This window comes from Pseudomonas sp. ASL3 (genome assembly GCF_056680425.1).
Map to the genome: position 1 here is coordinate 4,221,610 of NZ_CM155281.1, position 11,773 is coordinate 4,233,382.

General features: G+C 58.1%; 15 protein-coding genes. 1 reads left to right on the forward strand and 14 read right to left on the reverse strand.

The window, feature by feature from the left end; genetic code table 11:
• From AC1MEE_RS19560 to trmJ, 14 genes are all read right to left on the reverse strand, one after another.
• Complete coding sequence (locus tag AC1MEE_RS19560) at positions 1 to 993, reverse strand: RodZ domain-containing protein (protein ID WP_480411227.1); 993 nt, start codon at positions 991 to 993, stop codon at positions 1 to 3.
• Positions 993 to 1,751, reverse strand: a complete 759-nt coding sequence (pilW, locus tag AC1MEE_RS19565; protein ID WP_480411228.1) for a type IV pilus biogenesis/stability protein PilW — start codon at positions 1,749 to 1,751, stop codon at positions 993 to 995. The genes AC1MEE_RS19560 and pilW overlap by 1 nt, the downstream gene beginning before the upstream one ends.
• A gap of 14 nt (positions 1,752 to 1,765) precedes the next feature.
• The gene (gene rlmN / locus AC1MEE_RS19570) at positions 1,766 to 2,914 is read right to left on the reverse strand and encodes a dual-specificity RNA methyltransferase RlmN (RefSeq protein ID WP_480411229.1); all 1,149 of its coding nucleotides are present in this window, start codon (positions 2,912 to 2,914) and stop codon (positions 1,766 to 1,768) included.
• A 23-nt stretch (positions 2,915 to 2,937) separates the two neighbouring features.
• Entirely contained in the window at positions 2,938 to 3,369 is a 432-nt protein-coding gene (gene ndk, locus AC1MEE_RS19575; RefSeq protein WP_480411230.1) for a nucleoside-diphosphate kinase, read from the reverse strand.
• 91 nt (positions 3,370 to 3,460) lie between these two features.
• Positions 3,461 to 3,661: a Fe-S cluster assembly protein IscX gene (gene iscX / locus AC1MEE_RS19580; RefSeq protein ID WP_480411231.1), complete on the reverse strand. Its 201-nt coding sequence runs from the start codon at positions 3,659 to 3,661 to the stop codon at positions 3,461 to 3,463.
• Positions 3,662 to 3,675: 14 nt separating this feature from the next.
• Positions 3,676 to 4,017, reverse strand: coding sequence for an ISC system 2Fe-2S type ferredoxin (fdx, locus tag AC1MEE_RS19585; protein ID WP_480411232.1), 342 nt, complete (start codon positions 4,015 to 4,017; stop codon positions 3,676 to 3,678).
• A 3-nt stretch (positions 4,018 to 4,020) separates the two neighbouring features.
• Complete coding sequence (gene hscA / locus AC1MEE_RS19590; RefSeq protein ID WP_480411233.1) at positions 4,021 to 5,883, reverse strand: Fe-S protein assembly chaperone HscA; 1,863 nt, start codon at positions 5,881 to 5,883, stop codon at positions 4,021 to 4,023.
• A gap of 42 nt (positions 5,884 to 5,925) precedes the next feature.
• Positions 5,926 to 6,447, reverse strand: a complete 522-nt coding sequence (hscB, locus tag AC1MEE_RS19595) for a co-chaperone HscB (protein ID WP_480411234.1) — start codon at positions 6,445 to 6,447, stop codon at positions 5,926 to 5,928.
• An 8-nt stretch (positions 6,448 to 6,455) separates the two neighbouring features.
• A complete protein-coding gene (gene iscA / locus AC1MEE_RS19600; protein ID WP_480411235.1) occupies positions 6,456 to 6,779 on the reverse strand; it encodes an iron-sulfur cluster assembly protein IscA in 324 nt (107 codons plus the stop codon).
• A gap of 57 nt (positions 6,780 to 6,836) precedes the next feature.
• Positions 6,837 to 7,223 carry a Fe-S cluster assembly scaffold IscU gene (gene iscU, locus AC1MEE_RS19605; RefSeq protein WP_219061125.1) on the reverse strand — a complete coding sequence of 129 codons (387 nt, stop codon included), beginning with the start codon at positions 7,221 to 7,223 and terminating at the stop codon, positions 6,837 to 6,839.
• Between the two features lie 46 nt (positions 7,224 to 7,269).
• Positions 7,270 to 8,484 carry an IscS subfamily cysteine desulfurase gene (locus tag AC1MEE_RS19610; RefSeq protein WP_480411236.1) on the reverse strand — a complete coding sequence of 405 codons (1,215 nt, stop codon included), beginning with the start codon at positions 8,482 to 8,484 and terminating at the stop codon, positions 7,270 to 7,272.
• A gap of 44 nt (positions 8,485 to 8,528) precedes the next feature.
• Positions 8,529 to 9,020, reverse strand: coding sequence for a Fe-S cluster assembly transcriptional regulator IscR (iscR, locus tag AC1MEE_RS19615; RefSeq protein ID WP_480411237.1), 492 nt, complete (start codon positions 9,018 to 9,020; stop codon positions 8,529 to 8,531).
• Positions 9,021 to 9,198: 178 nt separating this feature from the next.
• On the reverse strand, positions 9,199 to 9,975 hold the full coding sequence (gene cysE / locus AC1MEE_RS19620; protein WP_480411238.1) for a serine O-acetyltransferase: 777 nt from the start codon (positions 9,973 to 9,975) through the stop codon (positions 9,199 to 9,201).
• Positions 9,975 to 10,748 carry a tRNA (cytosine(32)/uridine(32)-2'-O)-methyltransferase TrmJ gene (trmJ, locus tag AC1MEE_RS19625; protein ID WP_480411239.1) on the reverse strand — a complete coding sequence of 258 codons (774 nt, stop codon included), beginning with the start codon at positions 10,746 to 10,748 and terminating at the stop codon, positions 9,975 to 9,977. The genes cysE and trmJ overlap by 1 nt, the downstream gene beginning before the upstream one ends.
• A gap of 144 nt (positions 10,749 to 10,892) precedes the next feature.
• On the opposite strand from trmJ, the gene suhB reads away from it, so the two are divergent.
• Positions 10,893 to 11,708 (forward strand): type III secretion system regulator SuhB, encoded by an 816-nt coding sequence (suhB, locus tag AC1MEE_RS19630; RefSeq protein ID WP_480411240.1) that lies wholly within the window; start codon positions 10,893 to 10,895, stop codon positions 11,706 to 11,708.
• Positions 11,709 to 11,773: the final 65 nt, after the last annotated feature.

Genomic DNA, 11,773 nt, shown 5'->3' on the forward strand with positions numbered 1-11,773 from the left:
TTATTGCCCTAGTTTCAGGCGAGCGGTTTCGCCACTGGTAAAAGGTGCTACGTCTACGGGCTGGCCGTTGTAGCTCACTTGAACGCCACGAGCGAAGCCCAGCCGCAAGATAAAAGGCGGCTTGCCGTTGACATCCAGGCTATCGCCCTTGTGCTTCAAACCGCTGAGCAACACTTTACCGTTGCCATCGGTCACTTGAGTCCAGCAATCGGACACGTAGTGCAGATTGATCTGGCCAGAACCCGCGACCGATGGCGCCGTTGGCGTCGTCACTGGTGCGGTGGTGGCCGGGACCGGTGCAACTGTCGTTGTCGGGGCGACAGGCACGACGTGCGCTGGAGCAGCAGGCACGACAGGGGCAGGCGCAACAGCCGAAGGTGCTGACGGCGTGACAGGTGCCGTTATCGAAGTTTCAGCCGCAGGAGCACCAGACGCAAGCGGCTGCGGCGCGGCATTGGTGCCTTGGGATTCGATCACGGCTTGATCTTCAGGCTCATCCAGCGGATGAATCTGGGTCGTGCCATCAGCACTCTCGACTTCAACGTGCTCAAGATTGACGGCCAGTTCCTTGCCGCGCATCGACGCCTGGTCTTGCCACCAGAAGAAGCCGCCACCGACCAGCACCACCAGCAACAACAGACTGACGATGCGCAGAATGTTGTGCGACAGACGCACCGGTTCTTCGATACGGCCCAGGCTGTGTACATTGCTGCCGTGGGCGTCGGTACCGGTGTATTGATCGAACTGCTGAACCAGCAGGGTCTGATCCAGACCCAGCAGTTTGGCATAGGCACGGATATAGCCCCGGGCGAAGGTATGGCCAGGCAACTTTTCAAAATTGCCGCCCTCGAGGTTGCTTAAGGACGTCACGGTGAGGTTCAGCCTCAAAGCCACATCAGGCAGCGACCAGTTTTGACTCTCACGGCCCTGGCGCAAGGTTTCACCAGGGTTCACGCGAGTGGCTGCTACAACTTCGGGATGCGCCGCTTTCATCATTGCTCCGACTGGTATTGCTGATATTCCGGCGTACCGGGATAGAGTCTTTTTAGTTGCAAGCCAAAACTGGCTGCCTTGTCACGATCGTCATAGAGTTTTGCCAACCGCGTACCGAGCAATAGACTACGTGCATTTTGATCGCTCAGTTGGCTAAAACGGTCGTAGTAGTCACGTGACGGCACATAATGCCTGTCTTCGTACGACAACTCAGCCATTTCCAGCAACGCTCGCGGTTGTCGACGATCCAGCTGCAAGGCTTTGATGAAGTAGTTACGGGCTTCGTCACGCTGATCGAGCTTCAGCGAGGTCATCCCCAGACTCTCGAAAACCCGCGACCGCTCCGGGTAAAGGGTGTCAGCGGCGGCCTGCTGAAAGCGCTCGTAAGCCTCCTTGTAACGCTTCTGCTCGTACAGGAAGCTGCCGTAATTATTCAGGGTCCGTGCATCACCAGAACGTGTCGACAGCGCCTTGATGAATTGCTTGTCCGCCAGCTCCGGCTCCATCTCAGCCTGGAAAACCAGCGCCAGCGCAGCATTGGCGTCAGGGTCGGAACTGTCCATCTCGAGGGCTTTTTTCAGCGGAACCTTGGCGCGCTCGGTCGAACCCTGCTGCAGATAGCCAAGCCCCAGTTGCACATACGCGGCGCGCGCCTCGTCCCGGCCCTTGCTGGTACTCAACGGATCGACGCTGCCCGATGAAACGCAGCCAACCAGCAAGTTGACGAAACACAGCAATAGCGCAGCGCGCAGGGTCATGGAGGTCCTCTCAGTCAGGTGGGAGTCGCAGCGCTTTGGGCCAGATCGGCCTCGGCACTCAACTCTCGCACAGCAATGTAACGTTCGCTGCGGCGAGTGCGATCCATGACCTGGCCAACCAACTGACCGCAAGCCGCATCGATGTCTTCGCCGCGCGTGGTGCGCACAGTGACGTTGAAACCGGCCTGATGCAACTGATCCTGAAAACGACGAATCGCATTGTTACTTGGACGCTCGTAACCCGAATGAGGGAACGGGTTGAACGGGATCAGGTTGATCTTGCAAGGAATGTCCTTGAGCAGCTCGGCCATTTCGACCGCGTGCTCGACCTTGTCATTGATGTCTTTGAGCAAGGTGTACTCGACGGTCAATACGCGTTTTTCGCCCAGCGACGACATATAACGCTGGCACGACTCGAGCAGGACCTTGAGCGGGTACTTCTTGTTGATCGGTACCAACTGGTTGCGCAATGCATCGTTGGGCGCATGCAGCGACAAGGCCAGCGAGACGTCGATGTGTTTGGACAGCTCATCGATCATCGGTACCACGCCGGAGGTGGACAGGGTCACCCGACGTTTTGAAATGCCATAGCCCAGGTCATCCATCATCAGATGCATGGCGGCCACGACATTATCGAAGTTCAGCAGCGGCTCACCCATGCCCATCATCACCACGTTGGTGATGGCACGGTCGACGGTCGCCGGGACGCTGCCAAAGGATTTATTGGCAATCCACACCTGGCCGATCACTTCGGCGGCAGTGAGGTTGCTGTTGAAGCCTTGTTTGCCGGTGGAGCAGAAACTGCAATCCAGGGCACAGCCCGCCTGGGACGAAACGCACAGCGTGCCGCGTTTGCCCTGGGGGATGTAAACGGTCTCGACGCAGCTGCCGGACTCCACACGCACCACCCATTTACGGGTGCCATCGGTGGAAATGTCCTCGCTGACGACTTCGGGACCCCGAATTTCAGCACAGACCTTGAGTTTTTCACGCAAGGCCTTGCTGACGTTCGTCATGGCGTCGAAATCATCGACGCCAAAGTGGTGAATCCATTTCATTACCTGACCGGCACGGAAACGCTTCTCCCCGATCGAGTCGAAGAATTTCTCCATTTCCGGTTGAGTCAGACCCAACAGGTTGGTCTTGCCAGTCGATGTTGTCATGTTTTCACCCTCACTCATTGGCCTCAGGCCTGACGAGCGGTTACTTCGGTAGCAGCGAAGAAGTAAGCGATTTCACGTGCAGCAGCGGCTTCGGAATCGGAACCGTGTACAGCGTTGGCGTCGATGGAATCAGCGAAGTCAGCACGGATGGTGCCGGCAGCTGCTTCTTTAGGGTTGGTAGCGCCCATCAGTTCGCGGTTTTTAGCGATGGCGTTTTCACCTTCCAGAACCTGAACCACAACCGGGCCGGAGATCATGAAAGCAACCAGGTCGCCGAAGAAACCACGAGCGCTGTGCTCAGCGTAGAAACCTTCAGCTTCAGCCTTGGACAGCTGCTTCATTTTCGAAGCGACGACTTGCAGACCAGCCTTTTCAAAACGAGTGACGATCTCGCCAATTACGTTTTTAGCAACGGCATCAGGCTTGATGATGGAGAAAGTACGTTGAACAGCCATGGTGTAACTCCAGAAACGGTGATTAAAGCGAAAAATTAAACCCGCGAATTATACGCGGGTTTAGGGGGATTGCCTAACCTGCAACAGCGGCTCAGTCAGCCTCTTCGATCCAGGCAGCCTGAATGGCCTCGAGAACCTTCTCGCCACCATGCCGAGGATCATCGCTGAAATCCGACAATTCCAGGACCCAGCGGTGCAGATCGACGAAGTTAACCGACAGCGGGTCCACATCCGGCTTGCTTTCAGCCAGTTGGATAGCGATTTCCAGCACATCAACCCATTTAAGGCTCATGACAATTCCTTGAATCAGTGCGCCGCTTCGGCCGCGTGGTTGAGCGAGTATTTCGGAATTTCGATGGTCAGGTCATCTGTCCCGACTTTTGCCTGACAAGTCAGGCGCGAATGCGGCTCCAGCCCCCAAGCCCGGTCGAGATAGTCCTCTTCCAGTTCATCGGCCTCATTCAACGAATCAAAGCCTTCGCGAATGATGCAGTGACACGTGGTGCAGGCACAGACGCCGCCACAGGCGCTTTCGAGCTCGATATGGTTGTCATGGGCCACATCGAGAATGGACTGACCGGTCTCAGCCTCTACAACCATACCGTCCGGGCAATGCTCGGCGTGTGGCAGAAAAATGATCTGCGGCATCAGTTATTCCTCGATTTCATTCAGATTGCGCCCCGCCAACGCGGCTTTCACCGTCGAGTCCAGGCGTCGGGCAGCAAAGGCATCGGTCACCTGCGACAGACGCTTGGTCTGTTGCTCAATGGCCAAACCATTGGTGCCCTGCATCAATTCACTCAGTTCCTGCATTTGCAGCTCGATGACTAACCGCTCGTCAGCGTCGAGCAAACGATCACCGTCCGCATCCAGCGCGCCCTGCACTGCTTCGAGCAGGCGCTGGGCGTCGACTTGCTGTTCACGCAGCACGCGAGCGACCTTGTCATCACTGGCGTACTGGAACGAATCCTTGAGCATGCGGGCGATTTCGCCGTCGGTCAGGCCATAGGACGGCTTGACCTGGATGCTGGACTCGATACCCGACCCCAGTTCGCGGGCCGCAACGCTGAGCAAGCCATCGGCATCGACCTGGAACGTGACGCGGATTTTCGCAGAACCAGCCACCATCGCCGGAATGCCGCGCAGTTCGAAGCGCGCCAGGGAGCGGCAATCACTGATCAGTTCACGCTCACCCTGCAGCACATGAATCATCATGGCTGACTGGCCGTCTTTATAAGTGGTGAAGTCCTGGGCACGCGCGACAGGGATGGTGGTGTTGCGTGGAATCACCTTCTCCATCAGCCCACCCATGGTTTCCAGCCCCAGGGACAACGGGATCACATCAAGCAGCAAGAGCTCTTCGCCATCACGCTTGTTGCCTGCCAGCGTATCGGCCTGGATCGCGGCACCAATGGCCACCACTTGATCCGGGTCGATTTCAGTCAATGGCTGACGACCGAACAGTTCAGCGACGGCCTCACGCACTCGCGGCACACGTGTCGAACCGCCGACCATGACCACGGCTTCGACCTCTTCAAGCTCGATACCGGCGTCACGAACCGCACGTCGGCAGGCCTTCAGGCTACGCGCCAACATGGGTTCGAGCAGCACTTCAAAGGCTTGCCGCGTCAGCACCGAATGCCAATCGCCATGCACGACCTCGACCGAATCGACCTTGGTCAGCGCTTCTTTGGCCACGCAAGCAGTTTGCAACAGGCTACGTTGTGTGGACGGATCGAGGTCGGCGGAAAGGCCGGCTTCGCTCACGATCCAACTGGCAATCGCGTGATCGAAGTCGTCGCCACCCAGCGCGGTATCGCCGCCGGTCGCCAGGACTTCAAAGACACCGCCAGTCAAACGCAGAATGGAAATGTCGAATGTACCGCCGCCCAGGTCGTAGATGGCGACCACGCCTTCAGCATGTTGATCCAGACCATAAGCGACTGCCGCAGCCGTGGGCTCGTTGAGCAGGCGCAGGACATTGAGCCCGGCCAGACGAGCCGCGTCTTTGGTGGCTTGACGCTGAGCGTCATCGAAATAGGCGGGAACGGTAATCACCGCGCCGACCAGCTCGCCACCCAAGGTCGCTTCAGCGCGCTGACGCAGCACCTTGAGAATGTCAGCCGACACTTCCACCGGGCTTTTCGGGCCCTGGATGGTGTCGATGAACGGCATGTGCGACTCGCCGTCGACGAAGCGGTAAGGCAGTTGTTCGCCAAGCTGCTTGACGTCGGACAGGCCACGACCCATCAGTCGCTTGACTGACAGCACGGTATTGAGCGGATCAATAGCGGCGGCGCTTTTGGCGCTCTGCCCTACTTCGACCCGATCAGCGTGGTAGCGCACGGCGGACGGCAGAATGACCTGCCCGTCAGCATCGGCCAGCGGCTCGGAAAGACCACTGCGTAACGCAGCGACCAGCGAATTGGTAGTGCCCAAGTCGATCCCAACCGCCAGACGACGCTGATGTGGTTGGGGACTTTGGCCGGGTTCGGCGATCTGCAGTAGGGCCATGCTTATCGAAATTCACAGGCGTGCGGCCAGGGCAGCACGGGGTTAATCGTCGAGGCGCTCTTCCAGCTGGCGCACTTCGTAGGTGAGCTTGTCGAGGAACTGCATACGCCGCATCAGCCGTTCGGCCTGCTCGCGTTGTGCAACATCATCCCAACAGGCAGCGAAGCTTTCGTTCAGTTCATCCTGAGCGACCTTGAGCCGACGCTTGAATACCGCAATACCCGCCAGGTCGGCTTCATCCTGCAAATCCTCAAGCTCTTCGCGCCACTGCATCTGCTGCAAAAGAAACCCGGGGTCCTGCACGGTGACTTCCAACGGCAACTCGTGCCCTCCCAGCGTCAACAAGTAACGCGCCCGTTTCGGAGCATTCTTGAGCGTCTGGTAGGCCTCGTTGAGACTGGCAGAATGTTCTAGCGCCAGCCGTTGCTCACGCTCGGAAGCATCAGCAAAACGGTCTGGATGTACGCTGCGCGCCAACTCACGGTAGCGCGTCGCCAACTGATCGAGATCCAAACGGAAACCAGGCTTGAGCTCGAATAAGGCGAAATGACAAGGAGTACCCACAATCAGCCTCAGATATTGAAGCTTTCGCCGCAGCCACATTCACCGCGCGAGTTGGGGTTGTTGAACTTGAAGCCTTCGTTCAACCCTTCCTTGACGAAATCGAGCTCAGTACCATCGAGATAGACCAGGCTTTTCGGATCGATGATCACTTTGACACCGTGCAATTCGTACACAGTATCTTCACTGCCCGCCTCATCGACGAACTCCAACACATAGGCCAGACCGGAACAGCCCGTGGTGCGAACACCCAGACGAACCCCGTCACCTTTGCCGCGACCATCGAGGGAGCGACGTACGTGTTGAGCGGCAGCTTCTGTCATGCTGATAGCCATCGAAACTCCTTACTTGAATCAAGCTTCGTTAAAAAAAGGCCCGTCCCAAAACCGGGATCAGAGCAAGCCTTTCTTCTGCTTGTAATCGCGAACGGCCGCCTTGATGGCGTCTTCCGCAAGTACCGAGCAGTGGATTTTCACCGGCGGCAATGCCAGCTCTTCAGCCAGCTGAGTGTTCTTGATGGTCTCTGCTTCATCCAGAGTCTTGCCTTTCATCCACTCGGTCGCCAGGGAGCTGGAAGCGATAGCCGAACCGCAACCGTAGGTCTTGAACTTGGCGTCTTCGATGATGCCGTGTTCGTTGACCTTGATTTGCAGGCGCATTACGTCGCCGCAAGCCGGCGCGCCGACCATACCGGTACCAACATCAGGATCTTCCGCGTCCATCTTGCCGACGTTGCGCGGGTTCTCGTAGTGGTCAATGACCTTTTCGCTGTAAGCCATGGTGTTAATCCTCTCTCATCAGGTAGCCGCTCTTGGAGGCGACGTATTAGTGCGCAGCCCACTCGATCTTGGAGATGTCGACACCATCTTTGTACATGTCCCACAGCGGCGACAGAGTGCGCAGCTTGGTAACGGCCTCGCAGACTTTCTGCGCGGCGTAGTCGATTTCTTCTTCGGTGGTGAAACGGCCGAAGGTGAAGCGAATCGAGCTGTGTGCCAACTCGTCGTTGCGGCCCAGAGCACGCAACACGTAGGACGGCTCAAGGGAGGCCGAGGTGCACGCGGAGCCGGACGAAACCGCCAGATCCTTGAGCGCCATGATCAGCGACTCGCCTTCTACGTAGTTGAAACTCAGGTTCAGGTTGTGCGGTACACGGGAAGTCAGGCTGCCGTTGACGTACAGCTCTTCCAGGCCTTCAACCTGCTTGAAGAAACGCTCGCTCAAGGCTTTGATACGCACGTTTTCGGTGACCATGTCTTCTTTGGCAACGCGGAACGCTTCGCCCATGCCAACAATCTGGTGGGTCGCCAAAGTACCCGAACGCATGCCACGTTCGTGACCGCCACCGTGCATGGTTGCTTCAAGGCGAACGCGCGGCTTGCGGCTCACATAGAGCGCGCCGATACCTTTAGGACCATAGGTTTTATGCGCGGAGAAAGACATCAGGTCAACCTTGAGGCTGGCCAGGTCAATCTCGACTTTACCGGTGGACTGTGCCGCATCGACGTGGAACAACACACCGCGCGAACGGGTCAATTCACCGATGGCTGCGATGTCGTTGATGGTGCCGATTTCGTTGTTGACGTGCATGACCGAGACCAGAATGGTGTCGTCGCGCAGAGCCGCTTCGATCATCGCTGGAGTAATCAGGCCGTCAGCGCCGGGCTCGATATAAGTGACTTCAAAACCTTCACGCTCCAGTTGGCGCGTGGTGTCCAGGACCGCTTTGTGTTCGATCTTGGTGGTGATCAGGTGTTTACCTTTGCTGGCATAGAAATGCGCAACACCCTTGATCGCCAGGTTGTCGGACTCGGTAGCACCGGAAGTCCAGACAATTTCACGCGGGTCGGCGTTCACCAGATCAGCGACCTGACGGCGAGCATTCTCAACCGACTCTTCAGCTTTCCAGCCGAAGACGTGGGAACGCGATGCCGGGTTACCGAAGTTTCCGTCAACCAGCAGGCATTCACTCATTTTCTGCGCGACGCGCGGATCGACCGGGGTAGTCGCGGAGTAATCGAGGTAAATCGGCAATTTCATTGAATATCTCCTATCAGGCAGGCGCGCCGCTCATTCATCTGCGTTCATTCGACGGCGGACGTTTCAATCTTATCCAGCTGCGGTGTTCTGCATGTACTGCGACGCAGATCCTGGCGCTGAGCGACTTCTTGCACCTCACGGCGAGTAACAAGGTCAGCCAGGCTAATACCGCTAAGGAATTCGTGAATCTGCGAACTGAGGTCGCACCACAAGTGGTGCGTCAGGCAGGTATCGCCGGCATGGCAATCACCCAGACCCTGGCAACGCGTCGCATCGACGGACTCGTTGACCGCGTCGATCACCTGTGCGACCTGAATGCTTTGCATGTCACGTGACAGCTGGTAACCACCACCAGGACCACGCACGCTCGACACCAGATTACTGCGGCGCAGTTTGGCGAACAGTTGCTCAAGATAGGACAGGGATATACCTTGCCGCTCTGAGATATCGGCCAGAGACACTGGCCCGTGCTGCGCATGTAACGCCAGATCAAGCATGGCGGTTACAGCGTATCGGCCTTTTGTAGTCAGTCGCATGGCATGTACCACGGAGGTTCGGAATGGGGGCGAGTATGCTATTCCCGAGTATTTAAGTCAACTATAAGACCTAGTAATTTAGTCGGAATTACCCGCAAAACAGCGGCGGCATCATAGCAAATCCCGGGGCGCATTGGCACGCCCCTTATGTCTGACACCCTTGCGCCAGACCACCCCTTCAGCCGGCTTTGCTCTCGCTACTGTCTTTCACGCAGGCGAAAACCTCATCGCGCAATGCCGGTAGCTCTTTGGCGCAATAGTCGCTGCCCAAGCCCTTGAGCGCGCCACACATGCCTTCGAGCCGCGCATCCACAGCCTGCAAATGGTCAAGTAACTGACCGATCGCACGCGCCACCGGATCTGGCATGTCTTCACTGATGCCGTAGGCGTCGAAACCGAGCTTCTCAGCGATGGCTTTGCGCTTGGCTTCCACTTCGTCGTCGGACTTGATGATGATCCGCCCCGGAATCCCCACCACCGTAGCTCCCGCCGGCACCGCCTTGGTGACCACCGCGTTGGAGCCGACCTTGGCCCCCGCACCCACCGTGAACGGCCCCAACACCTTGGCCCCCGCCCCTACGACCACACCAGCCTCCAGAGTTGGATGGCGCTTGCCTTTGTTCCAACTGGTACCGCCCAGGGTCACGCCCTGATAGAGCGTAACGTCGTCACCGATTTCAGCGGTTTCGCCGATCACGATGCCCATCCCGTGGTCGATAAAGAAACGACGCCCGATGGTGGCGCCCGGATGGATCTCGATCCCGGTCATCCAGCGCCCGAAGTTGGACACCACGCGCGCCAGCCACTTCCAGTCCCGAACCCAAAGACCGTGCGCCGCCCGGTGCAGCCAGATGGCATGCATGCCCGGATAGCAGGTCAACACCTCAAAGGCGTTGCGTGCCGCCGGATCACGGTGGAATACGCTCTGAATATCTTCCCGCAGACGCTCGAACATCACTGATCCTTCCGCTTATGGGGTTCGCCGCGCGCAACTTTCTGCGTTTCGGTGAGGATGCCACGCAAAATATTCATTTCCGACCGGTACACCGCACTGCGCCCGAACAATCGACGCAGACGCGCCATCAGGTGGCGCGGGTTTTCCGGGTCGAGAAAACCGATATCGACCATGGTCGCCTGGAGGTGGCCATAGAACAGCTCCATCTCATCCATGGTGACCTCCTCCGTGCTGCGGGTGGAGGTCACTTCGAACTTCTCGACCTTGGTCGGTTGCCCCTGAGCAGCCAACCACGACATCCGCACTTCGTAGGCGAGCACTTGCACCGCCGCTGCCAGATTGAGCGAGCTGAAGTCAGGGTCCGAAGGGATGTGGACGTGATAGTGACATCGCTGCAGCTCTTCGTTGGTCAGGCCGGCGTACTCACGACCGAACACCAGCGCGATTTCCGCGCCCTGAGCCGCTTGCTCGGCCGCCATCACCCCACATTCACGCGGATCGAGCAGCGGCCACGGGATGCGCCGGTCACGGGCACTGGTGCCTAGCACCAGGTTGCAGCCGACCAAGGCGTCTTCGAGCGTTGCCACGACCTGCGCGTTTTCCAGGATGTCGCTTGCGCCAGACGCCCGAGCATCCGCTTCATGATTAGGGAACACCAGCGGATCGACCAGCACCAAACGTGAAAGCCCCATGTTTTTCATGGCGCGCGCAGCCCCACCGATGTTACCGGGATGACTGGTACCGACCAGGACAACACGAATATTTTGCAGCAATGCGAGTTCTCACAGACGGGAGAAAGGGGAGCAAATCTTACAGCCCCCCCCTCATTAACGCTATGGACGCTTATGCGCGCTGGAAATAATTAGTCGCAACCCCTACAATGTTCGGCTTTCTTTAACGACCTAGGTGAAACGTCCATGCAGCCCATGCTGAATATCGCGCTGCGCGCCGCCCGCAGCGCCAGTGAATTGATTTTCCGCTCCATCGAGCGCTTGGACACCATCAAGGTCGACGAAAAAGACGCGAAGGATTACGTCACTGAAATCGATCGTGCTGCCGAGCAGAGCATCATCACCGCCCTGCGCAAGGCTTACCCGACTCACGGCATCCTTGGCGAAGAAAGCGGCCTGCACGAAGGCAGCGGCGAAGGCACCGATTATCTTTGGATCATCGACCCCCTTGATGGCACCACCAACTTCGTCCGCGGTGTACCGCACTTCGCTGTGAGCATCGCCTGCAAATACCGCGGCCGCCTTGAGCACGCCGTGGTTCTGGACCCGGTCCGCCAGGAAGAATTCACCGCCAGCCGTGGCCGTGGCGCTGCCCTCAACGGCCGCCGTCTGCGCGTCAGCCAGCGTAAAAGCCTCGAAGGCGCCCTGCTGGGCACCGGCTTCCCGTTCCGCGACGGTCAAATGGACAACCTGGAAAACTATCTGGGCATGTTCCGCAGCCTGGTTGGCCAGACTGCCGGTATTCGCCGCGCAGGCGCTGCCAGCCTCGACCTTGCCTATGTAGCGGCCGGTCGTTTCGATGCGTTCTGGGAATCGGGCCTGTCCGAATGGGACATGGCTGCAGGCGCGCTGCTGATTCAGGAAGCGGGCGGTCTGGTGAGCGACTTCACAGGCGGTCACGACTTCCTGGAGAAGGGCCACATCGTTGCAGGTAACACCAAGTGCTTCAAAGCCGTGCTGACCTCGATCGCACCGCATTTGCCGCCGTCACTGAAGCGCTAAGCTTCACGCTCGATAAAAAACCGGCTCAGGCCGGTTTTTTTGCGCCGCGAAACAGAGAATCGCGC

Bases quoted from the DNA above. Each gene is read 5' to 3' on its own strand.
- AC1MEE_RS19560 (WP_480411227.1), bottom strand. From the start codon at position 993: ATGAAAGCGGCGCATCCCGAAGTTGTAGCAGCCACTCGCGTGAACCCT.
- pilW (WP_480411228.1), bottom strand. From the start codon at position 1,751: ATGACCCTGCGCGCTGCGCTATTGCTGTGTTTCGTCAACTTGCTGGTT.
- rlmN (WP_480411229.1), bottom strand. From the start codon at position 2,914: ATGACAACATCGACTGGCAAGACCAACCTGTTGGGTCTGACTCAACCG.
- ndk (WP_480411230.1), bottom strand. From the start codon at position 3,369: ATGGCTGTTCAACGTACTTTCTCCATCATCAAGCCTGATGCCGTTGCT.
- iscX (WP_480411231.1), bottom strand. From the start codon at position 3,661: ATGAGCCTTAAATGGGTTGATGTGCTGGAAATCGCTATCCAACTGGCT.
- fdx (WP_480411232.1), bottom strand. From the start codon at position 4,017: ATGCCGCAGATCATTTTTCTGCCACACGCCGAGCATTGCCCGGACGGT.
- hscA (WP_480411233.1), bottom strand. From the start codon at position 5,883: ATGGCCCTACTGCAGATCGCCGAACCCGGCCAAAGTCCCCAACCACAT.
- iscA (WP_480411235.1), bottom strand. From the start codon at position 6,779: ATGGCTATCAGCATGACAGAAGCTGCCGCTCAACACGTACGTCGCTCC.
- iscU (WP_219061125.1), bottom strand. From the start codon at position 7,223: ATGGCTTACAGCGAAAAGGTCATTGACCACTACGAGAACCCGCGCAAC.
- AC1MEE_RS19610 (WP_480411236.1), bottom strand. From the start codon at position 8,484: ATGAAATTGCCGATTTACCTCGATTACTCCGCGACTACCCCGGTCGAT.
- iscR (WP_480411237.1), bottom strand. From the start codon at position 9,020: ATGCGACTGACTACAAAAGGCCGATACGCTGTAACCGCCATGCTTGAT.
- cysE (WP_480411238.1), bottom strand. From the start codon at position 9,975: ATGTTCGAGCGTCTGCGGGAAGATATTCAGAGCGTATTCCACCGTGAT.
- suhB (WP_480411240.1), top strand. From the start codon at position 10,893: ATGCAGCCCATGCTGAATATCGCGCTGCGCGCCGCCCGCAGCGCCAGT.